Origin of the sequence: Paenibacillus guangzhouensis, assembly GCF_009363075.1 — a bacterium.
Lineage (GTDB): Bacteria > Bacillota > Bacilli > Paenibacillales > Paenibacillaceae > Paenibacillus_K > Paenibacillus_K guangzhouensis.
Map to the genome: position 1 here is coordinate 4,316,098 of NZ_CP045293.1, position 26,651 is coordinate 4,342,748.

Here is a 26,651-nt window from a genome sequence, read left to right on the forward strand (position 1 = left end):
CTGACGAAACAATTTCGATTCCTTTACATTCTCTTTCATTTTTTTTACCTTGAACATTGAAGAAGCCCCGCGCTTCGAGGAAGAGCAGGGCTTGGCTTTTATTCCACTCACCTATTTCGTTATGACTTGCTTATCTCGCAAACCCGCTCCGACTCGAGCATGAACGATTGCTCCCCGTGCCGCAGCTCCACAGGACACCCTTCGATCAATCGATACGTCGTCTGCTCCTTCGTTACGGATACCTCGACAAGGCTGCCGTGGAAGAGAACGCGGAACGTATAGCTCGTCCAAGCGGACGGAATTGTCGGGTTGAACGTAATGACTTCCTCGTCATGTCGCATGCCAGCGAAGCCGTTCACGATCGTCAGCCAGCTGCCGGCCATCGATGCGGAGTGGATGCCGTCCTTCACGTTGTTATGATAGTCGTCGAGGTCCATCCGTGCCGATTGCATAAAGTATTGGTACGCTTTCTCGATCTCGCCCAGCTCCGCGCCGACAATCGCATAGATGCTCGCGGACAACGAAGAGTCATGCGTCGTTAGCGGTTCGTAATACTTGTAATTGACGACCTTCTCTTCGCGCGTGAAGCGATGGCCTTGAAGATACATCGCCAGGACGAGATCTGCCTGCTTCAATACTTGGTATTTGTAGATAACCATCGGGTGGAAGTGCAGCAGCAGCGGATACTTCTCGCGCGGCGTATTCGCGAAATCCCACGGCGCCTTCTCCAAGAAGCTGTCGTCTTGCCCGATCAGCTGGCCCACGCGGTGAATATACATTTGTTCCGCCATCGTGGTCCATGCCTCGAGTTCACGCTCCTCCAGCCCGTATCTCGCTTGCACGCCTTGCCAAGCCGCCGTCTGCTCCAGCTTGCGGAGCGACTTCACCGTGAACTCGAATTGGTCCTTCACCATCAGGTTCGTGTAGGCATTGTTGTTCACCATTGCCGTGTATTCGTCCGGTCCAGTTACGCCGTTGATGCAGAAGCCTTTGCCTTCGATCCAATCCCCGGCATCCGCGAAGAAGCGGCAGGTCTCGACGAGAATGTCCAAGCCTTCTTGAAGGAGGTAGTCTTCATCTCGTGTCACCTCCACATACTTCTTCACCGCATACGCGATGTCCGCATTAATATGCAGCTGTGCGGAGCCCGCCGGATAATACGGCGACGTCTCTTCGCCGTCAATCGTTCTCCATGCGTATAGCGCTCCTTCGTACCCCAGTTCGGCTGCTCTTGCTTTGGCTTTCGGCAAAATCGAATGGCGATACTTCAGCAGCTGACGTGAAATTTCGGGACGGTTATATAGGAAGAAAGGCAGGATATACGTCTCCGTATCCCAGAAATAATGGCCTTCATAGCCTTCGCCGGTAATCCCTTTCGCCCCAATGTTCGTCTTCCCGTCGCGTCCAACCGATTGGAACAAGTGATAAGCATTGAATCGGAGTCCTTGCTGCAGGAGTTCGTCGCCTTCCACCGATACGTCGGCCACTTGCCAGAAGTCGGCTAGAATCTCTTCTTGACGCTCACGGAACCAGTTATACCCCTTCGCCTTCGCATCCGTTAACGCTGTAACGGCCATCGGCCAGAGCTCGGCTTCCTCATAATCCTTCGAAGCGAAGTACGCGATGTACTTATCCAGCACAACCGCTTGATCCGGCGCTGCTTCGCAGCGATAGCGAAGTTCGATTAGCTGCCCTTGCTCGTGACATGCGGATTCGTGTTCTACGTTCAGCGCATGGTTCACCGCCGAGACTAAAACGAATTTCGTATTCTTCGTCCGCTGCGCCGTGCCGTGAATCGCGCCGTCTGCTCGCAGCCCCTCGGTCAGGAGCACTTGCCCCGCGAAGCCGGAGCCTGTACGCGGATCACCCATCGTCACTTGATTCGTCACTTCGCCATTCAGCGTCGAGACGAACTCCATTTGTGCTGCTGCACTCCGTACTTTCGCTTCATACCGGATCAATGCCATATGCTTATTCACAAATGATGCCATCCGCTCGATGCGCAGCTCGACCTGCTTCCCTTGCCGTGTCTCCCAGACGATCTCACGGGTCATCACGCCCTGCTTCATGTGCAATTGACGCTTGTAATCGATGATCTTCGATTGCAGCACATCGAACTTCTCACCGTCGACCCAGAGGCTAATGCCTTTCGCGTCTGCGACATTGAGCATCGTCTGACGGTTCTTCGCGTAACCGAATGCTTCTTCTCCATATTGGATCGGCGTTGAATCATAGAACCCGTTCAAGTACGTTCCATTCAAGGAGTAGCCCTCCGGACCACTATATCCTTCTTCGGTATTCCCCCGCATGCCGATATAGCCATTCGCCACCGCGAATACCGTCTCGCAGCGCTGATTATGCGCCAGATTTACTTCTGTCTCCGTAATCGTCCACGGTTCTTGTGGAAATATAACTTTCCCTTGATGCATGTTGTCGCCCACCTCTCCTAATTACCCCCACAAACTTATCCATTCTATTATTATCAGAAAAAAAGAGCCCGGATCGGCTCTTCCCTTTCTATTCTATTCGCCTAATGTCTGCAAGAAAGACCAAGTCAATGATCCCGTCGACGGCAGAACGACATCCGCGCCGGATGGCTTTAAGACGTGCTCCTCACCGATTCCGACAGCGACCATCTTCGCCGATTTAATCGCTTCGACACCCGCCTGTGCATCTTCGATGCCTACGCAGAAAGCCGGATCGACACCTACCGCTTCCGCACCGCGCAAGAAGATGTCCGGTGCAGGCTTGCCGTGCGGAACCTCATCCGGATTCACGATATAATCGAACAAATCCGTTAATGCCAGTGAATTCAGGATTTGCGGCGCATTTTTGCTCGCCGATGCAATGACTGTGCGAATGTCAGCAGCGCGCAATTCCAACAGGAGCTCGCGAATGCCGGGATAGACATCCTTCGGCGACACGTTCACGAGCAGCTTCACGTATTCGTCATTTTTTTGCGTTGCCAGTGCAAGCTTCTCTTCCGCCGACAAATCGTTCGCACGATTGCCATGACGCAGAATCCGCTCAAGCGACTCCATCCGGCTGACGCCTTTCAACTGTTCATTGAATGCTTCATCGATCTCGATGCCGAGTTGAGCCGCAAGCTGCTTCCATGCGACATAGTGATATTCCGCCGTATCCGTAATCACGCCATCCAAGTCGAACAATACAGCTCTAATCTCCATTGCTATTCCCTCTCCCCTGGGACCTAACCCATCTATATCTAATGTTATTGCACGCCAGCTGCTTATCCCTTCATCGCGGAAGAAATCGAAATTCCTTCAATGAAGTACTTCTGTGCCACGAAGAAGACGATCAAGACAGGAAGCATGATCAGAATCGTCGCCGCCATCAGCATGTTCCACTCGATGTTATACAAGCCTTTGAACATGGATAATCCGAGCGCAAGCGTATATTTCTCAGTCGAATTCAAGTAGATCAATGGACCTTGGAAATCGTTCCATACGCCCATAAATGTGAAGATTCCCACCGCGACAAGCGGCGGTTTCGATAAAGGCAGCATAATCTTGGAGAAGATCTGCCAACGGTTCGCACCGTCCATGAATGCCGCTTCATCCAAATCTCTCGGAATCCCGCGCATGAACTGGCGAATCAAGAAGATGTTGAAGGCACCACCGCCGAAGAAGGACGGAATGATCAATGGCCAGAACGTATCAACCCAGCCAACTTCTTTGAACATGATGAACATCGGGATCATTGTAACTTGTCCTGGCAGCATCATTGTCGCGAGCAACACGAGGAACAACCAACGTTTCCCTTTGAATTTAAAACGAGCGAACCCGTACGCACAGAGTGCAGATGAGAATACCGTACCGATCAAGACCGGAACGAGAACGATCAATGTATTCTTTAGGAACGTGAAGAACGGAATGGCATTCACCGCATCGTTGTAGTTGCTCCATTTCCATACTTCAGGAAAGAAATTGTCACCGAATACTTCCCCAGGTGTCTTCAGTGAAGTCGACACGGTCCAGAGTAGAGGGACAAGTACAATCAATGAACCGCCGATTAAGATGAGAAGCGCGATCAGCTTCGCGAAATTTTTTCTAAATGATGTCTGTATATTCATGGCTATACCTCCTCAATCCTTATCATCATCGCCATTGTAATAGACCCAAGCCGACGAGGTGCGAATTACAATGAGGGTGAAGATCAAAATAATGGCGAACAGAATCCACGACAAGGCTGAAGCGTATCCCATTTCATAAGTTTTAAAGGCCTTGTTATACAAGAACAAGTTATAGAATAACGTCGAGTTGAGCGGCCCGCCGTTCGTCATAACGAAGGCTTGCGTGAAATATTGAAAACCACCGATGATCCCCATAATGAGGTTGAAGAAGATCGTGGGAGATATCATAGGAATCGTAACGCTAAAGAAACGGCGGACAATGCCTGCGCCATCCAATTGCGCTGCTTCGTACAGTTCTTCGGGAACACCCTGCAAACCAGACAAATAGATAATAATCGTATTACCAATACCCCATATACCCATCACAATCAATGCGCTTAGCGCGTATTTCGGATCTTGCAGCCAAGCAGGACCTTCAATGCCTACCAAGCTTAAGGCTTTGTTCAATATCCCGTACTCGGGATTCAGAATCATGATCCACATCATGGATACCGCAACCGCTGGAATAACCGACGGCATAAAGAAGATCAAACGGAAAAAATTCATCCCTTTTGTGCGCATATTCAGCATCATCGCGACAAGGAGGGAAATAATCTGATACAAAGGAACCGATACAAGTGCAAAGATGAATGTTACTTTCAATGATGTATAGAACAGTTCGTCGTGGAAGATATTCACGAAATTGTCCAGTCCAACAAACTCGATCGAGCCAATACCCGTAATGATGTCCCACTTGCTAAACGACAAGATGAGGGAGAAAATCATCGGTCCGATCGTAAATAGCAACAGTCCTAGAAACCATGGAAGGATAAATAAATATCCGGCTTTTTCTGAATGGGATTTGCGTTTCATAGAGACCTCCTTGAATCTATAGAGAGTGAAGCTGAACGATCTAGCTTCACTCTCATACATTGCCTTACTTCGTAATCTTGCTGTCTACGGTTTTCGCTGCTTCATTCAATGCATCTTTGACGGAGGACTGGTCAAGCAAAATTTTCTCCATCGCTTTGTTGAACTCTTCTACGAATACGGAACCATTGGAAGATACCATTGTTACTGGTTTTTTCGCGAAAGCCATCATGTCGATGATCGGCTTATCTTTAACTTCGGTTTTCTTCACTTCTTCAAGCTCGTTCACCGTTGCTGGAAGGACAAGACCTTTCTCAGAACGCAATACTTGTGCTTCTTTACCGGACAACCATTTTACGAGCTCATAAGCTTCTTGTTTGTGCTTGCTGTTCGCGTTAATGGCCCAGCCAGCTGCTGCAATGATACCGCCGCGCTCACCGTCAGCGCCTTTAGGAATCAAGCTTGTGCCGTAGTCTACTTTGGAACGATCCAAGTCATATTTCACCCAGCGTCCTGTTACCATCATTGCCAATTTATCTGTCATGAACATCGATCCGTCACCGCCGAGCGTCTCCGCATCTTGAGGTGTTGGCGATACTTTATCTGCACCTTTGGACATCGCTACGTATTTTTCCATCGCCGCGATCGTCTTGTCGCTGTTCATGAAGCCTTCAGCCTTCGTTCCATCTTCATTCGAGATGGCTGTGCCATTCGACCACAAGTAAGTGAAGATTGGATACTCCCACTTCGTTGCGTTGAATCCGAATTGTGTGATTTTACCTTTGTCGTCTTTCAGCGTTAGCTTTTTCGCTGCCGCATTCAAGTCGTCCCAAGTCCAGTTCTCGTTCGGATATTCCATGCCCGCTGCATCGAACAATTTCTTGTTGTACCAGAGGGACAATGGGTTGAAGTCTTTCGGCAAGTAATACGTTTTGCCATTGATATGTCCCATATCGAGTAGATCTTTTTGGAACATCGCTGTATCGAAGGATTTATCTGCTTCAAGATAGGAATCAAGCGGCTCAACAACGCCTTTATCGACATATTTGTAGTAGTCGCCTTCACCAATCAGGAATACGTCCGGCGCTTGGCCCGCAGCAAGAGATGTCGTTAACTTCGTGCCATAACCATCACCTGGAACCGGCTCGAACTTCACTTCAATGTTCGGATGGGACTTATTAAATTCTTCCGTTAGCTTCACTTCTGGGCCAGCTGATGCGACATCGCCCCATACAGTGAATTTCAATTGCACTTTTTCTTGGTCAGCAGTACCGGATTGGCTCTCATTTTTAGTATCACTGCTGCCGCCCGAGCAAGCGGATAATACGAGTGTTGCCATCATCGTTACGACCAGTAGAATTGCCCATTTTTTCATTGTAAAGACCTCCCTGATTTTTTAGAATTGCACGTTAAGCTCTTTATGAAATTTGATTGTACTACCATGAATGATGAGTTCCAACTCTTGCTCGCTTACTGTGACAATGTTCAATGTATCGCGTGTCACATGCACTTCCAAACGTGCACCTTGCCAGTATAACGGGAATTTGAATCCTGTCCATGACTTCGGCAATTTCGGATTCAGATGCAAATGGCCATCGAGCATGCGAACGCCTGCAAATCCCATCACGATACATTCCCAAATGCCGCCGATGGATGCGGAGTGAATCCCTGCGTCCGATGAGTGCATGTTCGGACCAAGATCAATCTCCGTCGCACGACGGAATAGATCGTAAGCTAAATCGATATCTCCAAAGTCGCCAGCTAGAATGCTGTGTGTCGACAAAGATAACGAAGAATCGTGTAATGTCTTTGGCTCATAATAGTTATAATTCGCTCGCTTCACTTCCGGTGAGAATTTATTCTCGAGCAGGAAGAATAGCATCATAATATCCGCTTGCTTGGACACTTGCAACTTACAAACCTGATCCAAGCTGTAGTCCAGGAATAAGCTTCCAACTTTTTTCTGCTTTTTATACTTCGTCAAATCAATAGTTTCGAGCGTTAGATACGTATCATCCTGCGGTACGATATTGTTCTCGTTCGGCGCCGGCAGATAAATCTGACCGATTTTGTCCGTCCACACACCATACGCTGCTGCGAGTCCGAGCTTCTCTTCCAACGAAGTGAGTAATTCAGGCCGTGTTGCCTTCAGCTCCTCATAATATTGAATCGCAAGCTCCATATTGAAATGCGCCATATAGTTCGTGAACGCATTGTTGTCGATATGCTCTTTGTACTCGTCCGGACCAATCACTTCATTAATATGGTATCTAGATGCCGATTCATCCCACTCTAGGCGGCTCGCCCAGAACGTTGCTGTATCGAATAACATCTCATATCCGTAACGGTCCATGAAGTCTTGATCGCCTGTTGCCTTATAGTAGTGCCATACCGCATAAGCGATATCTGACGTAATGTGCTGCTCAATAAATCCGGACCAAATCTTCGTCTGCAAGCCTGTTACGATATCCACAGCTCCCCAGACCGGTGTCACTTCGCCGTCTGTCGGCCAAGCTGCTTCCCACGGGTACATCGCGCCTTCGTAGCCGTTTTCTTTGGCCTTGCGTCTAGCGCCTTCAAGACCCAAGTAGCGGAATTCGAGCAAGGAGCGTGCAATTTCAGGACGCGTATAGATATAGAATGGAAGGATGAAGATTTCGGTGTCCCAGAACGAATGGCCTTTGTATCCTTCGCCGCTAAGTCCCTTCGCTCCAATTCCCATCCGATTGTCATGGGCTGGCGTCATCACAACAAGGTGATAAATGGCGAAGCGAATGGCGAGCAGATCAAATGGCTGTTCCGTTTCCACATCAATCGCATACTGTTCCCAGACTTTGCTCCAAGCTTGTTTATGTTGTTCGAATAATGCATCGTAACCCTGCGCATCCGCTTGCTTCAATTGTTCGAGCGCTGCTTCGCGCATCACTGCGAGCCCTTGACCTTCGAACGCTTTATCCCGGCTCGTATGCACGGTACTGATTTTCTCCATCACCAATGTTTCGCCGCTAGCAATCTTGCACGAATATTCCATCGCAATTTTGCGACGATCGATGTCCATCTTCGGCATCAATTCCACCGCTTGGCCTTGAAGCTTGAATTGATGGCTTGCATGCATGACGAAATCAACCTTCGATTCCGTTGTTGTCTGTAACAGCTGTAAGTATTTCTTGTCAAAAATCCGTTTCTCGCCCTCATGGAAATGCTGGCTTCCCGTGTTCGATAATTGAGCGTTGATGCCGGAACGAACCGTAAAGTCAATCTCACCATTCAGCGGCGTCACTTCCAATTTCATTCCGATCACATGCACTTGATCGAGCGATACGAACCGGCGGAACGTATAGCGAATTTGCTTGCCTTCCGGGCTCTCCCAGACGAAGGATCTAACGAGTTCCGCATGTCGCAGATCGAGGACACGGGAATAGTCTTGCGTACTGCCTTGTTCGAGGGAGAACCGCTTGCCATCGACGAACAGATCCAATCTTGTCACATCTGCCGCATTCGGAAGCTCGGTGACTTCGTTCTCATCGAACTTATTGAACGTGCCGTTCACGAATAGATTGCGTGTCTCACCGATGTAAGGTTCATCTGTCGCCGAGCGAAGTCCCATATAACCATTACCGAGTGACATGATCGACTCGCATTTTCCTAGAAGCAACGGGTCAAATTTTTCTTCGCTGAAAGTCCAGTTTTTCAAGGATTCTGTTAAAGTCTTGTTGTAATTAAGCATATAAACCTCCTGCCCCGAAAACGATTTCGAAATGATCCTTAAAAAACGAAAACGATTTCGGTGTGGTCAAAAAAATAATTGATGTTTGTCGAAAACGTTTTCATACGGATTATAGCATTCAAAAGTTTTGGGTGTCAATGTTTTATTTAAAATTCATTTTTCTTAGGTTATTCATATTGTTGGTCTTACTGGCCGCTGCTCGTGTGCTGATATAAGGGTTACGAATAACGGCTATCCGATCGCGAGCGTCGAGAACCCCGCCTGGCTCGAATACAGCATAATAAAAACACTATATACGCCCAGCACGAAGTTCACCGAAGCATAATAGAAGGAATAATGCGATGCTCTCACGATCTACTCACCCTGCATTACGCCATGGACACTTCGACGACGGACTCGCTCGACATATAGGTCTTCCCTTGCCATCCTACTCGAATGTTCCATTGCGATTCATTCGTCACCTGCAGCTTCAACTGCCCTTGTTCCACACGAAGCTGGATATCAATCCACGCATCTCCGATACGAACGCGATTCAATTGAATATCTTTGCCCTGCCAAGCAGTCGGAATCTTCGGTGCGATCGTTACGCTGCGGCGGTGTGCTTCCGGTTGTACCCCGATCATATGTCCGATCGTCGGCACCATCAAGGCATAGACCGTCCAAGCCTGTACGGCGCAGCCATAATCCGGCGACATCTCATTCATCGAGCCCGGCAATACGCGAGAAAAGGAACCATTCATCCGTTGTAACAAATCAAGCGCTGCATCAATGTCACCATACATCGCTTCGGCAACAGCATGGACACCTGTGCTAATGGTCATCGTACCCTGCTGGAATGTACCCGACAGATATGAGCCGTAAGGTCCGATAAAGTCTGCGTTGCGCATATGGCGAATGGCACTCTCACCTTTGGCGCGATCCGCAATGCCGGATTCCATCGGCGTGGAGATCACCCAGTTCTTATTGATTAACCAGCCTTGATCGACGGTCTCATCCTGGACGTGGGTAAGCTGATGCTCCAGATATTCACGATAGCCTTGAATACCGTTCTGCTCCGCCATGCTGATCAAGAATTCGACCTTCGGAAGGACATCCTGCTTCGATGCTACCGCATCGGCATACAGCTGCTGTTCTTCGTTCCAGAACGTTGTATTGATTGCCTGGATTGCGCGATCAGCCAACGCTTCATATTGCGAAGCACGCTCTGCTTCCCCTAGCTCAAGGCTCATCTGGACGAGAGATTGCATCGCTTTGGCCGTATACACGGCAGAATCGATCAACTCCATATTGAGACCTGCGATCTCAATGATGCCATAGCCTGACGGGAAGAGATCACCGTCCGGATCCATCTCATGCAAGAGCCAGTCCATTCCTTGCACGCAATACGTATAATGTTCTTCGAGGAATGCACGGTCGCCAGTCCAACGATACATATCCCATACCATGCTGATATAGTGCGCGGTTTCTTGCGTGTTCCCCGGGTTCGAGACCGCACCCATCGTCGTTATCTCGTGCACGACCCGGCCATTGCCATTCTGTTTCTTCGAGTTGTCGAGCAGAATTCGCATCGTATCCTTCGCTAGCTCATGATCACCAATGGCGAGCACGCCTTGCAGGGAATACGAATTATCGCAGCCGAACCACCATGGATAATGCGGGCTGCCTGCCGTTAATCCGCGTCCGATGCCATCAACTTGTTGAACCAGCCACTGATTATTCCATTTCACCCATGAGAAAATATCGCTGAATAATGACTCGCCTTCGATCTTCAGCTCCGCTCGCTCGCGGATCGCTTCATAAGTCGCTTTCTTCTCCACAAGCAGACGCGCATGTTCACGCACGAGCGTCTCATACGTCGCTTCGCATTCCTGCTTCGAAGCATACGATCCAGCCACGAAGAGATGAAAGGATAAACGTGCGTCCGCTTCAAGTGTAACCGTCGTCTCGAATTTCACGCCGCAGCCTTGGCCACTCGTGAATTCCGGCCCGAATAGCGCTTCACCGATCTCATATTGCTCACCCGGCAAGCTCGTACCGATCATCGCATGCCATTCATGATCGCAATCCTTCGCATGCATCACACGATTCGTACTCGCTTCCACGATGTCCTTCGCGCCGTCCAGAATGCCGATTTCATCAGAGAACCAGACCGGACGCAAGTCCGTGCGAGCTAAGAGCTCTAACTTCAATCGTGTGGGACGATCTGCGTAATTATGCAGGTCATAACGAACAACCAAGCCCTTCTCGTGTTCCGGTGCAAATTGCTCGCGTTCGATGGCAACCGGGATATGTCCCAGGCCATGATCGTAGTGGAATGCGTTCCCCCATGGGTATGTGATGTATTCATCCGATTTCGACCAGACGGAAATGCCGCGGTCCAAATCGGTTACCCGAAGCCAAAATCCATCTAATAACTTAATCGGATGCAGCCATACGCCACCCATTTCATTCGCAACATGGTGCCCGAAATCCGGGAAATAGCCATCCTGTGTTCCAATCGCTTTGACATATTCTCCTGCCGTTAAGTACACATTAAAGGGATGCTTGCTATTGACGGCCTGCGTCGATGACAATTGACTATCGCTGTTATACATAGCTCGACCAACTCTCCTTATAACTTCAAGGTACATACGCTTCATTGTGTTTCTACCGTGCTGCCACCATGATATCGAAAACGTTTTCGATCGTTGCCAAAAAAAGAAATGATTTCGAGATTCAATAAAAAATGAATACATGAAAGCATTTGCACATTGATTATAGTTCTTTGATTGTCTCTCTGTCAACTATTTTGAACGGCATCATAATGTGCCGGCCTTTCTCTTCTTTCTCCAAAATATGAATGACTTGTTCGCAGGCTTGATAGGCAAGCTTATGGAAGTTCTGCCGCACAGTCGACAGCTTCGGTGTCGTATAACTCGATAACACAATATCATCAAAGCCAAGAATGGAGATATCCTCAGGAATTCGCACACCGATCTCGCGGCAGCGATTCATGAACCCGATTGCCATCAGATCACTCGCGAAAAAAATTGCCGTAACATCACGATGCTGCTCCAAATATGAATCAGCAAGTTCATAAGCGGATTCTTCCGAATAATCGGAATTCACGACGATCGCTGGATCATATGTAATCCCTTGCGCCGCTAGTGCGGCCTGATACCCCTCAAGACGCTGACGGCTGACTACCGCGAATTCATGCCCGTTAATCATACCGATTCTCCGGTGCCCCTTCGAGATTAGGTACTCCACACCCATCTTAGCCGCACTCACGTTGTCCGTCGACACCGAGCCGGTATGCTCGCTCGCGAGATCTGTATCCAGTACAACACAAGGGAAGTCGCTATTCACGATTTCTTGAAAGTAAGGGTCAGTCGTCTTAAGTCCCGTGACGACGGCGCCGGCGATTTTATGATCTTTGCAGAATTTCCAGTACGACTTATTCTGCTGCTCGGACAAGCTGCGCGTATAGATAACGACCTCATATTTATAATCGACTGCGGCCGCATAAATACCGCTCATGATCTGGAATAGGACGCCGTCCTTGCCGTTCGCCCGCTCGAAGTTCGAGAAGATCAACGCAATGGACTTCGTCACCTTCTGCTTCAAGTTCTTCGCAAGCATATTCGGCGTATATTTGAGCTCTTCTGCGACTTTCAACACTTTGCGTCGGGTGTCCTCATTGACATCCGCGTACCCGTTCAACGCTTTCGATACCACGGTAACGGATACTTTAGCCGCTTTCGCTACATCTTTAATTGTTGTCATCCAATTCCCACCACCGTATCCATACTCTCACAAAACAATAGCAAGTCCTTCTGGACGTGTCAAGCAGGTTACGGGATTCCGGCGGTGGATCGGAATACGATTCCCCCCTATTGCATCTACGAAGCTTCCGTCGGGACCGCGGCTTCACGATCCTCTTTCACAGCGGGGTCTTGCCATACGGTGCTCTTGATTTCACGCTGCAGCACGGGAAGCACCTCTTCAGCGAAACGCTGCAGCTGCTCTTCCTGTTCGGATTCGGTCAATCCATCAACGCTAATGCTCAGTACTTGATGTCCAAAAGCTTCTTGGTAATCCAGAATTTTCTCGATGACTTGATCTGGACTGCCGATCAGTGCCGGCCCGTTCGCAATCACATCTTCAAGACTGACGAACGGCGATTGATTGTGCTTCGACGATTCCGTTACGCTGAACGCATTGTAATATGGCCGATAACGCCGGATCGCCTCCTCGCCTGTCGTTCCGAGATATAGACTGCCCGATCCAGCGCCGACGACGGCTCGGGCTGGGTCATGCCCGTAATAGGCGAGCCGCTCCCGATAATGATCGATTAGCGCCTTGTACTTCGCCTGCGGATGGAAGGAGTTCGACGAGAAGATCGGTTCGCCGTACTTCGCCGCGAGCTCCGTCGAGAGTGTACTGGACGCGCTGCCGTGCCATACGGGAATCGGCTTCTGGTATGGCCGTGGATACGTCGTCACCCCTTCGATCGGCGGACGGTATCGGCCCGACCAAGTGACATCCTCTTCCGACCATAACCGGCGGAGCAGCCCATACCGTTCAGCCAAGGACTCCCACTGCTCCTCCTCGGTAATGCCGAAGAGCGGATAGTGGCGTGGGTCATTTCCTTTGCCGATAATCATCTCCAAGCGGCCGCCCGATAGGTGATCCAGCGTCGCATAATCTTCCGCGACGCGCACCGGGTCCAGCACGCTTAACACCGTCACGGTCGTAAGCAAGCGAATCCGGGAAGTCTGCGCCGCAATCGCGGTGAGCACGACCGGCGGCGAGGAGGAGAGGAACGGCGCCCCATGCCGTTCGCCGACGCCATACGCATCGAACCCCAGCTTCTCAGCCAGCACGGCTTGGCGGATGACATTCCTGAATTTCTGCTGCGCCGTCCAGGATTCCCCAGTCACGGCATTCGGGATATTCATCATTAGACTAAATAATGCAACCTTCATGATCCTGAGCCCCCTCTCAACCTGTACGCTAAAAATTAATTCACGAGCGGCTCTGGCTTATCTTGGTCGCGGAACGCAGCATTCCGTTCCAACTCCACAATTAGCTCGCTGACGGATGCGTCAATACGATCCTTCAGTTCTTGGGTCAGCTCGAATCCGCCATGCTCGGTCCGGCTGACCCACTGATCGACGGCGTATACACCGCTTAGAATATTCGTGCCGCCTAGCGCCGCGACGACCGGTTTCAACGCATAATCAATCGCGAGCAAATGAGCGATCGACCCGCCGATGAAGAGCGGCAGCACCACCTTGCCTTGGAATCCCTTCTGCGGGATAAGGTCCAGGATGGTCTTCAGCGCACCTGAATATGATGCTTTGTAGACCGGACTTGCCAGAATGACGGCGTCCGCCCGCGCGATCGTCGCCAGCGCCTGCTGAATCGCCGGGCTGTTGAAGTTCGCGCGAAGCAGATCCTCCGCCGGAAGCTCTGCTGCCGACACGACTTCGACATCATAACCGGACAGCGCCAGATGGTCCGTCGCATACTGCGTCAGTCCGAATAATCTCGATCCTTGTGTTGGATTACCTGCTATTAATACCACGCTGCTCATTGTCATCCTCCTTAAGTGCGTACGGCGAGCCGTACGAGAATACGCGTCCCCAGCACCAGCATGCGCTCATCGAGGTCAAAGTGCGGCTGATGGATCGCATGGGTCATGCCTTGCTCCGGATTGCCGCAGCCGATGAAGGCGAATGCGCCGGGCACTCGGTCCAGGTACCAGCCGAAGTCTTCGCCAGCAAGACTCGGCGGCGACAGGCTGTGAACCTGCTGCTCCCCGAGCACCGCTGCCGCGGCTTCCTTCACGCGCGACACGGCTTCGGCATCGTTCACCACGGCGATGCCTTCGCGCAGCTCAAGCTCGAAGCTCCCGCCGGCAGCTTCTGCAATCGTCGTTCCGATTCGCCGCAATCCTTCCGTTATGGCCGCAACCGTCGGCTTGGTGAATGCGCGGAAGGTGCCGGCCAGTTCGCTGTGCGCCGCGATGACATTGATGGCTGTTCCCGCCTGCAAGGTGCCAAAAGCCAGCACGGCAGCTTCCCTCGGATCCACCTTGTGCGCCATCAAGCCATTCGCTTCCGTCACGAACCGGGCGGCCATCTGCAGGGCATCCACGGCCAAGTGCGGCGCGCTGTGATGCCCCGATGTGCCCTGGAAACGAACCCGGAAATGGCTGGACGCCGCCATCGCCTCCCGATCATGGATGCCCAGCGTGCCAATCGGCAGCTCGGGCATGACATGAAGTGCATAACACAGTGTCACGCCCTCCAGGATGCCGGCCTCGATCATGTCGCGTCCGCCGGACAGCAGCCGCCCGTCCAGCGGACTCTTCGCCGCGCCTTCTTCGGCGGGTTGGAAGACGAAGCGGACGGTGCCTCGAAGGCTGCCACGGAACTGTGCGAGCGTCTTAGCGGCCCCGAGCAGCATCGCGGTATGCGCATCATGGCCGCAGGCATGCATCAGACCGTCCCGCCGCGAACGATAAGGCACATCGTTCGCTTCCAGGATCGGCAGCGCATCCATGTCCGCGCGGAGCAGCACGATCGGCCCGTCGCCCGCTTCACCGCGAAGCGTCCCGACCACGCCGCTCCCGAAGTGTGGACCGACCTGTCGCTGCACGTCGATGCCCCAGCGCTCGAGCAGGTCTGCCACGATGCCAGCCGTCCGGCTCACATCATAGAGCAGCTCCGGATGCTGGTGAAGATCGCGGCGGATCGCCACCAGTTCCTCGTGCAGCGTGCCGGCATAAGCCATCATGTCATGTATATGTTCCATGGTCAGCTGTTCGCGCCTGCGATTTAAGAGCGAACGCCTTCCGCTTCCGCGGCGGCTCTTGCCCTCGTATATTGGTTCTCCGGAATCGGCAGCCCAAGATTGCCCCGCAGTGTATCGCTCTCGTACTCCGTCCGGAAGATGCCCCGTTCTTGCAGAATCGGAACGACCAGTTCGACGAAATCCTCCAGTCCGCGCGGCACGGCAGCTGCTAACATGAATCCATCGGCTGCGCCTGCCTCGAACCACTCTTGCACGCGATCCGCTACCTGTTCGGCGGTGCCGATGAAGCTGGTGCGCGGCGTCGCCGATTGAAGCGCCACTTGCCGTAGGGTGAGCCCTTTCTCCTTCGCATCCTTCTTGATCATGTCCGTACCGCTCTGGAAGCTGTTCTTGCCTAGATCGCCGAGCTCAGGGAACGGCTCATCCAGCGGATACTGCGAGAAGTCATGATGCTCGAAGAACCGGCCCAGGTAATTGAGCGCATTCTCGATCGTTACGAGGCTCGCCACCTCTTGATATTTGCGCTCCGCTTCCTCTTCTGTGCTGCCGATAATAGGACCGATCCCCGGGAAGATCAGCACATCATCCGGGTTGCGGCCGAAGCTCGCGGCACGCGCCTTCACGTCCTGCGCGAACTGGATCGCCTCCTCGAGATTCTCGGCTCCGGTGAAGATCGCGTCCGCTTCCTTTGCGGCATAGTTCTTGCCGACTTCCGATGCGCCGGCTTGGAAGATCACCGGTCCGCCTTGCTTCGACCGCGCGATGTTGAGCGGTCCTTTGACCGAGAAAAATTCGCCTTCATGGTTGAGCGTATGCACTTTGTCCGGATCGAAGAAGATTCCTTTCTCCTTATCGCGAATGAAGGCGTCATCTTCCCAAGAATCCCAGAGCCCGCGCGTGACTTCCAAATATTCCGTCGCAATCTTGTAACGCTTATCGTGTTCCGGATGCTCCTTCTTACTGTAATTGAGCGCCGAGCCCTCCAGCGGGGACGTCACCACATTCCATCCGGCGCGGCCGCCGCTAAGCACATCGAGCGAGCCGAATTGGCGCGCCACCGTGAACGGTTCGCTGTACGATGTGGACAAGGTGCCGACGAGACCGATATTCGAGCTGATGGAAGCAAGCGCGCTTAATAACGTCAGCGGTTCGAAGCGGTTCAGAAAGTGGGGAATGGACTTCTCGTTAATGTACAGTCCGTCCGCGATGAAGATCAGATCCAGCTTGCCTTGCTCCGCTTTGTGTACCCAGCTCTTGTAGAGCTCGAAATTCACGCTTGCGCCTGGATCCACGTCCGGGTGCCTCCATAGGGACGTCCCTCCGCCAACGCCATGCAAAAGAGCTCCGAGCTTTAACTGTTTTTTCTTAGTCATGATTTCCATCCTCCTTATCGTCTCTTATCCTCTTATACCGCGACTGCCGCCTGCTTCGTCCGTTTAATCTGCCCAAGATGGCCTTGGACATGCCGCGTGAAACCTTGAACGATCGTCTTAATGCTCACCGTCTCGCCCTTGAAGTTCACGCCTGTCTTTGCAAGCTCCTCTTCGCTGAGCCGCTCAATGAGCAGACTGTTGTACTCCAGAATCGCGTGGAACGCATCCAAAATATCCGATAATTGGCCGCGATTCGCATGCTGGCCGCTCACCCAAGCATCTTGGTTGAAAGCGGGAAGCTGCGCCGTTGTGCCGGCGAGAATGTCTCGGATCCGGAACGAGATGACGAAGCTGTGATCCACCAAATGGGAGACGACCTCCTGTACGCTCCACGCCTCCGGAGAAGGTTTCCACTTCTGCTGCTCCTCGCTTAGTCCTTGCACGGCATTCACCAACTGCCCATGGGTATTCAAAAATGCTTCCAAATCGATATCACTCATTTCGATCTCCTCCTCATGACTTGCTTGATACAGATGCCGTCTGCTGCGTGAACCTTGAGAGCGCGAACGGCCGAAGGTCCAGCTGCACCTGCTCTTCCACTGCGAGCTGGGAGAGTATCTCACCGACGACGCTTGCGAATTTGAACCCGTGGCCCGAGAACCCTCCAGCCACCAAAATATGTGAATAAAGCGGATGCCGATCGATCATGAAATCTTCATCCGGCGTTAACTCGTATTTGCATACTGCACCTTGGATCAGCCGCCCCGCAGCGCCGGGCATATAGCGATGAAGCACGGACCGAAGATCCTCCTCATCCTCCGCCAGGCTGCCGAATGGCTGAATCGGATCGCCAGGCTGCCACTCAAGCCCGGTATCGTGACGGCCGATCTTGAGTCCCCCACCACCGATATCCGGGAAGCCATAATAGGTACCCTCTCCCGTATGCAGCGTAAATCCGGGGAACCGACCGGCTTGATAATCGATACCGGTTGTCTCGAACCATCCCACGACTTTGCGGACAGCTCGGATCGGAAGCGTGACGAAAGGTGCCAGCGTGCGGAACCATGCGCCTGCCGTAAGAATGACCTTTGCTCCGGCGAAATCGCCCTCCCGGGTATGAACCACGACGCCGTCCTGCAGCGGAGTAATCCCATGAACCGGGGTATGCGTGCGAAGCTCCGCCCCATGGGCCAGCGCCAGCGTGCGATAAGCATCGACGCAGGCTTCGCTCCGCAGGTATCCAGCCGCCGGCTCATACATCGCTTCGAAATGCTCAGGCAGCCGAATCCCCGGCCAACGATGCTGGATCTCTAGCGCCTTCAGCCATTCCGTCCGAACCCCGCGCTTCGCCGCCTTCGGAATTCGATCCTTCAAGGAATAGAGTGCAGGATCCGTTATATTCAGGACGCCGGACGGAACGAGCAGTTGCTTCTCCGCGAGCAGCTCCAGGTCGTTCCAGAGCTGATGGGCGCGTATCGCCATGTCGGTATAGACGGCATGACCGCCGTAGGCGTGGCGGATCAGCCGCGTCTCGCCGTGATGGCTGCCTTCGCGGTGCGGCGGATCATCGGCGTCCAGGAGCAGTGTGCGTACGCCCCGCTTCGCCAGATAATAACCGGCGCTCATGCCCATCGAGCCGGCACCGACGATGATGACATCATAGCTCTTCTGCGTAGACGCTATAACTGTTCACCTCCACCATGCCCGAGCTGCTTCAAAGCGTGTACCGCGAGCTCCGTGAAGAAGCGGATACTGACCGGAATCGCGGCTTCATCCAGCGTAAAGGCCGGGTGATGCCACTCCTGCGTGCCGGCCGTGCCCATGAAGACGAACAGTCCCGGTACCTCCTGCTGATAGACGGCGAAATCTTCGCCCGCCGGTGAAGGCACCGGCACGACCGTCTGCAGACCGGCAGCCGCAGCCGCGTCTTGCGCAAGCTGCGCCAACGCCTCGTCATTATGAACCGGCGGCGGCCCGCCGATCCAATCGACCTTGGCGCTCGTGCCAAGCGCGGCCGCAACGCCTTCAACCACTTGGGTGAACCGCTCCAGCACCTGCTTGCGCACCTGCTCGTCGAAGGTGCGAATCGTGCCGTCGAGCACCGCCTTGTCGGGAATGACGTTCCAAGCCGTGCCGCTGTGCAGCTTCGTCACGCTGATGACTGCGCTCTGCAAAGCGTTCACGTTCCGGCTGACGATCGATTGCAGCGCCGTGATGACATGCGCGGCGGCGACGATCGGATCGAGTCCGGCGTCCGGAACGGCGGCATGCGAACCTTTGCCCTCGATCTCGACGGTGAAGCCGTCAGCCGCCGCCATCAGCGGGCCGCCCTTAATGCCGACCGTGCCGACAGGAAGATCCGGCTTGTTGTGCATCGCGAAGATCGCTCGGACACCTGTCAAGGCGCCGCTATCGATCACTTGCCTTGCGCCTTTGGCCCGCTCCTCCGCGGGCTGGAAGATGAAGCGCACGGTACCCTCCAGCTCCTCTTCGATGGCTTTGAGGGCATACGCCGTTCCGATTAGCGCCGCGGTGTGGAAATCATGCCCGCAGGCATGCATTTTGCCAGGGATCTTGGACGCATAGGGGAGTCCGGTCTCTTCTTGGACCGGCAGCGCGTCGATATCCGCGCGCAGCGCAATGATCGGTCCTTCGCGCCGGCCTCCGACTTCGGCAATAATGCCCGTCGCCAAGGGGTAATCGACAATGCGGATGCCGGCTTCCGCCAGCCAACTGCGGATCGCTTGGGTCGTCTCGAATTCTTCGTTCGACAGCTCCGGATATTGATGCAGATGCCGGCGGATCTGAATGAATTTGGCGTCATCTGTCTCTTGAATCGATGCGAGTTGCTCTGAAGACACCTCATCACCCTCCTTCGTGTATTTGTTCCAAGTGTATGTCTAGACTTCCGCTACAGTACTACTCAGTGCCTCGCTCAACAGCTCGAAGGAACGGAGGCGCTTCTCGAATGGCGCGATGTTGCTCGTCACGACAAATTCGTCTACGCCGGACGCCTGATGGAGCGCTTCGAATTTCGCACGGACCGTCGCCTTCGTTCCTTTCGTGATAAGCGGCTCATGCTCTTCGATCGTATAGGCTTCATTCGATTGCCGGCCGAACTCTTCTGCCTGCTCGCGCGTTCCGAGCGTTAGCGTCTTGCCGCTGGCGAGATGAATCTTCACCAGCTTCTGCGGGCCGACCAAGCTCTCTGCTTCTTCCTCCGTGTCAGCGACGGCGACGGCCAGCGCGATAATCACCTGCGGCTCCGTCCCACGTTTGCGATCGAATCGTTCGCGGTAGCTGCGAATCGCCTCCAACGCAATGCTCTCATCCCCGTTGATGAACAAGGAGAAGACGTAAGGCAAGCCGAGCTCTGCCGCGATCTCCGCGCTGCCTACGCTGGCACCGAGCACGTACAGCTCAGGCGGTGCTTCCGGCGAAGGTGATGCCTTCAATCCGAACAACGGATGCTCCGCCGGCAGGCGGTGATGCACATATTGATCCAGCTCCACGATTTTGTCAGTGAGCGAAGCCGGATCCGCCGCGCCACGCTGCAGTGCCTGCGTGCTGCGCGGTAATCCGCCGGGCGCACGCCCAACGCCTAAATCGACGCGGCCCGGCGCGAGGGAAGCGAGCACGTTAAAGTTCTCCGCTACTTTATAAGGACTGTAATGCTGCAGCATGATGCCGCCAGATCCAATGCGAATCTTCTCCGTGCGCGCCAGCAAATATGATATGAGGACCTCCGGCGAAGAACCGGCGAGCTGCTCCGAATCGTGATGTTCGGATACCCAGAAGCGCCGGAATCCGAGCTGTTCGGACTTCTGCGCCAGCTGAACCGTGCGCGCGAGCGCCTCTTCGGCCGTATCCCCGGGATAGATTGGGCTTTGATCAAGAACACTGATTGTAATGGCCATACCGTGTGCCTCCTAAATGCTATAGTTAAGCTCTGGGGTAATGCGCTTCAAGAACTGCTTTGTGCGTTCTTCCTGCGGGTTATTGAATAGCTCTGCCGGCGTCCCCTCTTCGACGATGACGCCACCGTCCATGAACACCACGTGATTCGCCACATCCCTGGCAAAGCCCATTTCATGCGTGACCACGATCATCGTGATCCCTTCTTTGGCAATCTTCCGAATCACTGCGAGCACTTCGCCAACCAATTCCGGATCGAGCGCCGACGTCGGTTCGTCGAAGAGAATAACCTCCGGCTCGAGCGCCAGCGCCCGGGCGATCCCCACCCGCTGCTGCTGTCCGCCGGAGAGCTGGCTTGGATAGGCATCCAATTTGCCTCCTAGCCCGACCTTCTCGAGCAGCGCGATGCTCCGTGTCTTCGCTTCTTCCTTCGATAGCTTCTTCACGATCAAAAGTCCTTCCATGACGTTCTCGAGCGCCGTCTTATGCTTGAACAAATTGTATTGCTGGAACACCATCGCGGATTTCTGCCGCAACTGGTAGATATCTTTTTTGCTCGCATGCTTGACGTTTAGATGGTAATCGCCGATGACGATCTCGCCGTCATTCGGCTTCTCTAGGTAGTTCACGCAGCGCAGCAGTGTCGTTTTGCCGGAACCGCTCGGTCCTAGAATAACGACGACCTCCCCTTTCTGCACGGTCAAATCAATCTTGTTCAGCACCTGGTGGCGTCCGAATGATTTCGTTATATTTTTGAGTTCGATCATGCTACCCCACCTCGATTGTATAGATTGATTCGCTTCTCGATCACAGCGGTAATCCGCTCGATGATCAGCGTGAGCCCCCAGAAGATGACAGCGGCTGCCAGATAAGCCTCGAAAAACTTCCAGTTGGTCGACGCCACGATCTGCGCCTTCGCATTAATGTCCACGACCGATACGGTGAACACGAGCGTCGATCCGTGTAGCATGCCGATCACCGAGTTGGACAAGTTCGGCAGGCTCACCGCCAAGGCTTGCGGGAAGACAACGCGGCGCAGCGCCTGCGGCGTCGTCATCCCGACGGAATAGGCGGCCTCCAGCTGACCACGGTTCACCGCCAGCAAGCCGGAGCGAATGACCTCGGACATGTAGGCGCCGGCCGTAATCGAGAACGAGATGAACGCGAAGCCGATCATCGGAATTGAAGAGGACTTGAAGCCCCAGCCGAACTGTTCGGACAAGGCGTCCAGCAGCACCGGCAAGCCGAAATAGATTAATAGAAGATGCGTCAGCATCGGCGTTCCACGGATAAAGGTGACGTAGCCCGATGCGATCTGCCCGAGGACGGGTACTTTAAATATGCGCAATAGCGCCACGATGAGTCCGATGATAAAGCCTGCAGTAACCGAGACGAACGTGATCACCAAGGTTGTCGGAATGGCAGACAACAACTGGATGAATGCCGTCCCGATGAACGATATATCAAGTTTCATAAGTCCGCTCCTCCTTTGCCGGAATCTACGCTCGCGACCATGCTTCGGTACGAGCCTTTGCGTTCAAGACGAAATCGACTGCGACGCTCCGGCCCGTCTGTCTGTTCATGCTGCAAGAGACGGCGCTCCGCTAAGAGCAGGAGCTTCTCGAGCGTCAGGCTCACGACGAGGTAGATCAAAGCGAGCGAGATGTAAGCTTCGATGAAATGCTGCGTGAGCGAGCCGAGCGTCTGCGCCTTGCCCGTCATTTCCATGACACCGAGCGTGAAGGCGAGCGACGTATCCTTCAGCAGCGCAATGACGAGGTTCGAGAACACCGGGACCGCAATCGCCATTGCCTGCGGCAGCACGATCCGGGTAAATGCTTGATAGCCCGTCATCCCTACCGCATAAGCCGCTTCGACCTGCCCGCGATCGACCGCCGTCACCGAAGCCCGTATCGTCTCCGACATGAAAGCGCCGGTATGCAGACCATACGTAATAATGACGAACATGAGTACCGGCGCTTTGGAGATATCGAGATGCGCCAACTTCAGGATTTCAGGCAGCCCATAGTAGAACAAGAACAGTTGAATCAAGATCGGCGTTCCTCGGAAAAAAGAGACATACACTCTCGCCAGCGTGTTCAACACCGGAATCCGATACAGCCGGGGAAGGGCGATGAGAAATCCCACGACAATCCCCACGAGAAGCGAACCTCCCACAATCAGCAGCGTCATGCCGAGCGTCGACAGCAGCTTCGGCAAGTAGCTTAATACATACGTGATATCAAACGGGGCTCCCATGAGCTTCCTCCTCCCCTTCTAGACCATGTGCATCGCGAATTATTTCTTATCAGCTGTAAAATCCGATCCGAGCCATGTTTTGCTGAGCTCGCCTAGCGTACCGTCCGACTTCAGTTCTTTGATGGCTCCATCGATGTCATCCGCCAGCTTCTGCGATTCCGGATCATCCTTGCGGAAGACGAAGAGGATATCGGCTTCCGAAAGATCGTCGCCCGTTGCCTTCAACTTGCCTTGCGGATCGATGAGCGGCAGTGAGAAGTCCGCGCCGATTGTCGCTTCCACGCGCCCTGTCGTAATCTGGTTCACGGCATCCCTTGCCGCTCCGCTCTGATAGACGATATTAATGGCATTGTTATTCGCCTTGTTATAATTTTCTAAGATCTGTGCTTCAGCACTGGTAGCGCCGGTCAGCACCTTTTTGCCCTTCAAATCATCCAGCGATTGAATCGAATTGTTGTCCTTCGCGACGATGATTTTATTTCTCCAATGGGCATATGGCTCTTTATTGAACAGGTACTTCTGCTCGCGTTCCGGATTCTTCTCCATCTCATGCGCAACAAAATCGATTTTCTTCGTCTCTAGGCTGAGTAGGAGATTCGCGAATTCCTGGGTTTGCAGCTCAAATTCGTATTGCGGAAGACGCTTATCGATTTCACGAACCAATTCCACGTCGAAGCCCGTCAGCTTCCCATTCTCGTCGATGAAGCAAATTTTCGGAAAATTCGTCCCTGTGCCGACAACGATCTTCTTGACCCCCGCCGTGGCATTGACGGTTCCCTCTTTGTCTTGATCCGCTGACTTCGCGCCTGTGCCGCAGCCTGCGATCACCCCCGTGAGCAGTAACGTTGCAACGAATAGCCATGATTTACGCATGATCTCATCCCCTTTTTCACTAAATTAAGATAATTCCTATCTGTTTAGTATGAATTTGTTGACACTAACTTTACCGCGATTTACCGCTCGCGTCTAATAGAGTTTTTCTATTCGGTTATGCAAAACCTTAATGCAACACATCCGCGCCCCATTCTAGCAGCGCTTCCGCAAATCCGGTATGGGCATCATGCAGCGTGATCAGGTTAGTCTGCAGCGCGATTCCGGCCGTTTCCGTAATCTCGATCGGGACGAGCAGCCCCGCTCCGACCTCCTCTTGCACACACAGCCCCGGCAGGAAGCAGATGCCCGCACGGCGCAGCACAAGCTTCTTCGCGGTCTCCGAATTATCGACCTGGAACGCGATGTTCGGCGGCTGCTCCAGACTCTCGAATACCCGATGGATCCGCAGCCAATCGAGCGAACCGCATTCGAAGAAGATTAGCTTCTCATGGCGTATCTCCCGAATGTCCGCTCTGCCCACGGCAGCCAAAGGATGATCCTGATAGACATAGAGCCGGATCGGATCCTCGAAGAACGCATACGACTGAAAAGCGGGGTTCACTAACTTGCGTACGATGGCAAGATCCAGCTCTTTGGAAGTCAGCTTCGCGGCCAGTTCATCCGTGGTCGCGGTCGTTATTTTGAAGCGCATATCGGTATATTGCTGTTGGAGCCGCATCAATAGATGGGGCATCAAATAATTCGACACCGACACGGTGCACCCGATCCGCAGCTCGTTCGGCGTTGCGCTTTTGGCGTGCAGGTGATGTTTGCCCTTCTGGTAAGTCTGAACGATTTGCTGGGCGAAAGGGAGAAACTGCTTGCCCTTCTCCGTGAGATGGATTTGCTTTCCAAAGCGATCGAATAATCGGCAGTCGAGCTCCCGCTCCAGCGACTGAATTCGTGCCGTTACGGTCGGTTGGGACAGGAACAACACATCCGCCACCTTATTGAAGCTCCCATAGTGGTTGATATAGACAAAGGCTTCGATGTTCTCAATATTCAATGAACCCACCTCCATATTCTTATTATTCAGATAAAAATAGACGGTTTTATTACAATCGAAAGGCATGTAAATTATTTTTATCTTATGGAGTAAGATTTTTATTGTCAATCCAAATTTCGGTGGGGTACGGATTATTTTCATTGAAATTTTCAATAACGTTATTAATATTTGTAATTTCCTATATGTTTACTTGGAATATGAGGTTATACTGAAATACAAAAATGATGATATCGATGAGAGGGAGTGACCGAAATGTCGGCACCACAAGACATTCATATCCGTGATGCAGAGGAATTCGAACAGGAAGCGATCGCGCAAGTCATGATCGAAGCCTATCAGCAATATGCGCAAGATTTGCCACAGCCGCGTTGGGAAGAATACCGGAATTCCATTCGGAACTCCGTCTACGGCCATGCGCCACATGCCCGAATTGTCGCAGCATTGGATGGGGAGATTATCGGCAGCGTTCAAATGTTCCTCTCCTCCGAAGCCGCGTACGGCAAACCCGAACTGGGCATCCAATCGCCTATCATTCGACTGCTGGCCGTATCGCCTAGCTATCGCGGACGCGGCATCGCTACCCTGCTCATTCAAGAAGCCGCTCGCCGATCGGTGCTGCTGGGTTACTCCACGCTCCATCTGCATACGTCGGACATGATGGCCTCCGCTGTGCAGCTGTACGAACGCCTGGGCTTTGAGCGCGCGTATGAAGCGGATACCCGGAACGGCGAGACGCTCGTGAAGAGCTATTGGCTGGATCTGCGCAAGTCATCCTTGCTGGAACGCGTGGTGTAGCGAGCGCGCCATTCACTGCTTCTTGCGGCATCATTGTCTACTGGCGAGCAAGGATTGCGCACCGGCCAGCAACCCATCTTACAACCACTTGCTGATGATGTGATATACCTATCATGGATTCCATCCAACATGACGGAGCTGTAGGTGTGCTGCGTCGTGCCTATGCTGGATTCCTGCACCATAGATCGCACAGATGCGCTATAACTCATCCAAACCATCGGAAGTTACTGCAAATATCCACTGTAACAGCCCAACCGTCGTTTTTTATACCAATGTTACTGCCATAATCCACTATAGCTGTGAAAATGTTAAAAAGAGGGGGCCGTTGGGGTACCCTCTTCTTTATAGCATAGCACTCGCTAGCTCCGACAGCTTCTGCATCGTGTTCCAATTGCGCGTAGTCACACGACCGCCAAGCTTCTGCAGATTCGCAGCGAGCTTGGAATCCAGCACGCTCTGGCGGAATAAGAAATAAATCTCGCAGCCTTGCAGCTGAAATTCATCGCGTTCAGAGATATCCTTCGATAAAATGTCCGCCATCTTCTGATCCGGTGCCTCCGTTAATACCGAGATCTGAATCGTCTGTCCCTCCGTCAGCTTCTCCACCTCATAAGGGCATACTGCCAAGACCTTCTTCATTTGCTCTGCTGTACGGAGTACAACGGTCAGGGACATACCGAACTGCTCGTGGATTGCCTGCTCGATTTGCTCACGCAGGGCCTCTGCCGATTGATCCGATTGGAACAGAATGTTTCCGGTCTGCAAGTACGTTTGGACCTGCGCCAGCCCCGTCGATTCTAGCATCTTTTTGAGCTCCGCCATCTTGATCTTATTTTTGCCGCCGACATTAATGCCGCGTAGGAAGCCTACAAAGACTGTCATCGTTATCATCCTCCGATT

The 26,651-nt window shown here is 52.9% G+C and carries 23 protein-coding genes; 1 reads left to right on the forward strand and 22 read right to left on the reverse strand.

Features of this window, described 5'->3' with window-relative positions:
- Positions 1-119: 119 nt before the first annotated feature.
- The 21 genes from GCU39_RS19410 to GCU39_RS19510 all read right to left on the reverse strand — a co-directional run bounded on the left by GCU39_RS19410 (position 120) and on the right by GCU39_RS19510 (position 24,956).
- On the reverse strand, positions 120-2,429 hold the full coding sequence (locus GCU39_RS19410) for a glycoside hydrolase family 65 protein (protein ID WP_152395023.1): 2,310 nt from the start codon (positions 2,427-2,429) through the stop codon (positions 120-122).
- 93 nt (positions 2,430-2,522) lie between these two features.
- Entirely contained in the window at positions 2,523-3,188 is a 666-nt protein-coding gene (gene pgmB, locus GCU39_RS19415) for a beta-phosphoglucomutase (protein ID WP_152395024.1), read from the reverse strand.
- Between the two features lie 62 nt (positions 3,189-3,250).
- A complete protein-coding gene (locus GCU39_RS19420; RefSeq protein WP_152395025.1) occupies positions 3,251-4,093 on the reverse strand; it encodes a carbohydrate ABC transporter permease in 843 nt (280 codons plus the stop codon).
- Positions 4,094-4,105: 12 nt separating this feature from the next.
- Positions 4,106-5,005: a carbohydrate ABC transporter permease gene (locus tag GCU39_RS19425; RefSeq protein WP_152395026.1), complete on the reverse strand. Its 900-nt coding sequence runs from the start codon at positions 5,003-5,005 to the stop codon at positions 4,106-4,108.
- Positions 5,006-5,069: 64 nt separating this feature from the next.
- Complete coding sequence (locus GCU39_RS19430; RefSeq protein ID WP_152395027.1) at positions 5,070-6,377, reverse strand: ABC transporter substrate-binding protein; 1,308 nt, start codon at positions 6,375-6,377, stop codon at positions 5,070-5,072.
- A gap of 21 nt (positions 6,378-6,398) precedes the next feature.
- Entirely contained in the window at positions 6,399-8,729 is a 2,331-nt protein-coding gene (locus GCU39_RS19435; protein ID WP_152395028.1) for a glycoside hydrolase family 65 protein, read from the reverse strand.
- 368 nt (positions 8,730-9,097) lie between these two features.
- Positions 9,098-11,323, reverse strand: a complete 2,226-nt coding sequence (locus GCU39_RS19440) for an amylo-alpha-1,6-glucosidase (protein ID WP_152395029.1) — start codon at positions 11,321-11,323, stop codon at positions 9,098-9,100.
- Between the two features lie 160 nt (positions 11,324-11,483).
- Positions 11,484-12,494 (reverse strand): LacI family DNA-binding transcriptional regulator, encoded by a 1,011-nt coding sequence (locus GCU39_RS19445; protein ID WP_152395030.1) that lies wholly within the window; start codon positions 12,492-12,494, stop codon positions 11,484-11,486.
- A gap of 116 nt (positions 12,495-12,610) precedes the next feature.
- Complete coding sequence (locus GCU39_RS19450) at positions 12,611-13,696, reverse strand: LLM class flavin-dependent oxidoreductase (protein WP_152395031.1); 1,086 nt, start codon at positions 13,694-13,696, stop codon at positions 12,611-12,613.
- Between the two features lie 35 nt (positions 13,697-13,731).
- Positions 13,732-14,307, reverse strand: a complete 576-nt coding sequence (gene ssuE / locus GCU39_RS19455) for an NADPH-dependent FMN reductase (protein WP_152395032.1) — start codon at positions 14,305-14,307, stop codon at positions 13,732-13,734.
- A gap of 11 nt (positions 14,308-14,318) precedes the next feature.
- On the reverse strand, positions 14,319-15,512 hold the full coding sequence (locus tag GCU39_RS19460; RefSeq protein WP_227793270.1) for a M20 metallopeptidase family protein: 1,194 nt from the start codon (positions 15,510-15,512) through the stop codon (positions 14,319-14,321).
- A gap of 41 nt (positions 15,513-15,553) precedes the next feature.
- On the reverse strand, positions 15,554-16,903 hold the full coding sequence (locus tag GCU39_RS19465; RefSeq protein WP_152395034.1) for an LLM class flavin-dependent oxidoreductase: 1,350 nt from the start codon (positions 16,901-16,903) through the stop codon (positions 15,554-15,556).
- A gap of 32 nt (positions 16,904-16,935) precedes the next feature.
- The gene (locus GCU39_RS19470) at positions 16,936-17,403 is read right to left on the reverse strand and encodes a DinB family protein (protein ID WP_152395035.1); all 468 of its coding nucleotides are present in this window, start codon (positions 17,401-17,403) and stop codon (positions 16,936-16,938) included.
- Between the two features lie 13 nt (positions 17,404-17,416).
- Positions 17,417-18,535 (reverse strand): N-methyl-L-tryptophan oxidase, encoded by a 1,119-nt coding sequence (gene solA / locus GCU39_RS19475; RefSeq protein WP_152395036.1) that lies wholly within the window; start codon positions 18,533-18,535, stop codon positions 17,417-17,419.
- A 47-nt stretch (positions 18,536-18,582) separates the two neighbouring features.
- Positions 18,583-19,764: an amidohydrolase gene (locus tag GCU39_RS19480; protein WP_152395037.1), complete on the reverse strand. Its 1,182-nt coding sequence runs from the start codon at positions 19,762-19,764 to the stop codon at positions 18,583-18,585.
- Positions 19,765-19,803: 39 nt separating this feature from the next.
- The gene (locus GCU39_RS19485) at positions 19,804-20,820 is read right to left on the reverse strand and encodes an LLM class flavin-dependent oxidoreductase (RefSeq protein ID WP_152395038.1); all 1,017 of its coding nucleotides are present in this window, start codon (positions 20,818-20,820) and stop codon (positions 19,804-19,806) included.
- A gap of 12 nt (positions 20,821-20,832) precedes the next feature.
- Positions 20,833-21,585: an amino acid ABC transporter ATP-binding protein gene (locus GCU39_RS19490; protein WP_152395039.1), complete on the reverse strand. Its 753-nt coding sequence runs from the start codon at positions 21,583-21,585 to the stop codon at positions 20,833-20,835.
- Entirely contained in the window at positions 21,582-22,292 is a 711-nt protein-coding gene (locus GCU39_RS19495; protein ID WP_152395040.1) for an amino acid ABC transporter permease, read from the reverse strand. Before GCU39_RS19495 ends, GCU39_RS19490 begins: the two co-directional genes overlap by 4 nt.
- Positions 22,289-23,077 (reverse strand): amino acid ABC transporter permease, encoded by a 789-nt coding sequence (locus tag GCU39_RS19500; protein ID WP_152395041.1) that lies wholly within the window; start codon positions 23,075-23,077, stop codon positions 22,289-22,291. The genes GCU39_RS19495 and GCU39_RS19500 overlap by 4 nt, the downstream gene beginning before the upstream one ends.
- 39 nt (positions 23,078-23,116) lie before the next feature.
- Entirely contained in the window at positions 23,117-23,950 is an 834-nt protein-coding gene (locus tag GCU39_RS19505; protein WP_152395042.1) for a transporter substrate-binding domain-containing protein, read from the reverse strand.
- Positions 23,951-24,077: 127 nt separating this feature from the next.
- Positions 24,078-24,956 (reverse strand): LysR family transcriptional regulator, encoded by an 879-nt coding sequence (locus GCU39_RS19510; RefSeq protein WP_152395043.1) that lies wholly within the window; start codon positions 24,954-24,956, stop codon positions 24,078-24,080.
- A 252-nt stretch (positions 24,957-25,208) separates the two neighbouring features.
- Between GCU39_RS19510 and GCU39_RS19515 the strand changes: the two genes are divergently transcribed.
- The gene (locus tag GCU39_RS19515) at positions 25,209-25,751 is read left to right on the forward strand and encodes a GNAT family N-acetyltransferase (RefSeq protein WP_152395044.1); all 543 of its coding nucleotides are present in this window, start codon (positions 25,209-25,211) and stop codon (positions 25,749-25,751) included.
- Between the two features lie 342 nt (positions 25,752-26,093).
- Here GCU39_RS19515 and GCU39_RS19520 read toward each other — a convergent pair whose 3' ends face one another.
- Positions 26,094-26,633, reverse strand: coding sequence for a DUF1697 domain-containing protein (locus tag GCU39_RS19520; protein WP_152395045.1), 540 nt, complete (start codon positions 26,631-26,633; stop codon positions 26,094-26,096).
- Positions 26,634-26,651 lie beyond the last annotated feature (18 nt).

Coding starts and splice junctions, on each gene's coding strand:
- GCU39_RS19465 (WP_152395034.1), bottom strand. CDS start 16,903: ATGACTAAGAAAAAACAGTTAAAGCTCGGAGCTCTTTTGCATGGCGTT.
- GCU39_RS19410 (WP_152395023.1), bottom strand. CDS start 2,429: ATGCATCAAGGGAAAGTTATATTTCCACAAGAACCGTGGACGATTACG.
- GCU39_RS19490 (WP_152395039.1), bottom strand. CDS start 21,585: ATGATCGAACTCAAAAATATAACGAAATCATTCGGACGCCACCAGGTG.
- GCU39_RS19450 (WP_152395031.1), bottom strand. CDS start 13,696: ATGAAGGTTGCATTATTTAGTCTAATGATGAATATCCCGAATGCCGTG.
- GCU39_RS19445 (WP_152395030.1), bottom strand. CDS start 12,494: ATGACAACAATTAAAGATGTAGCGAAAGCGGCTAAAGTATCCGTTACC.
- GCU39_RS19495 (WP_152395040.1), bottom strand. CDS start 22,292: ATGAAACTTGATATATCGTTCATCGGGACGGCATTCATCCAGTTGTTG.
- GCU39_RS19485 (WP_152395038.1), bottom strand. CDS start 20,820: ATGGCCATTACAATCAGTGTTCTTGATCAAAGCCCAATCTATCCCGGG.
- GCU39_RS19500 (WP_152395041.1), bottom strand. CDS start 23,077: ATGGGAGCCCCGTTTGATATCACGTATGTATTAAGCTACTTGCCGAAG.
- GCU39_RS19440 (WP_152395029.1), bottom strand. CDS start 11,323: ATGTATAACAGCGATAGTCAATTGTCATCGACGCAGGCCGTCAATAGC.
- GCU39_RS19460 (WP_227793270.1), bottom strand. CDS start 15,512: ATGATGGCTTATGCCGGCACGCTGCACGAGGAACTGGTGGCGATCCGC.
- GCU39_RS19420 (WP_152395025.1), bottom strand. CDS start 4,093: ATGAATATACAGACATCATTTAGAAAAAATTTCGCGAAGCTGATCGCG.
- GCU39_RS19505 (WP_152395042.1), bottom strand. CDS start 23,950: ATGCGTAAATCATGGCTATTCGTTGCAACGTTACTGCTCACGGGGGTG.
- solA (WP_152395036.1), bottom strand. CDS start 18,535: ATGGGCATGAGCGCCGGTTATTATCTGGCGAAGCGGGGCGTACGCACA.
- GCU39_RS19435 (WP_152395028.1), bottom strand. CDS start 8,729: ATGCTTAATTACAACAAGACTTTAACAGAATCCTTGAAAAACTGGACT.
- GCU39_RS19470 (WP_152395035.1), bottom strand. CDS start 17,403: ATGAGTGATATCGATTTGGAAGCATTTTTGAATACCCATGGGCAGTTG.
- ssuE (WP_152395032.1), bottom strand. CDS start 14,307: ATGAGCAGCGTGGTATTAATAGCAGGTAATCCAACACAAGGATCGAGA.
- pgmB (WP_152395024.1), bottom strand. CDS start 3,188: ATGGAGATTAGAGCTGTATTGTTCGACTTGGATGGCGTGATTACGGAT.
- GCU39_RS19520 (WP_152395045.1), bottom strand. CDS start 26,633: ATGACAGTCTTTGTAGGCTTCCTACGCGGCATTAATGTCGGCGGCAAA.
- GCU39_RS19425 (WP_152395026.1), bottom strand. CDS start 5,005: ATGAAACGCAAATCCCATTCAGAAAAAGCCGGATATTTATTTATCCTT.
- GCU39_RS19515 (WP_152395044.1), top strand. CDS start 25,209: ATGTCGGCACCACAAGACATTCATATCCGTGATGCAGAGGAATTCGAA.
- GCU39_RS19430 (WP_152395027.1), bottom strand. CDS start 6,377: ATGAAAAAATGGGCAATTCTACTGGTCGTAACGATGATGGCAACACTC.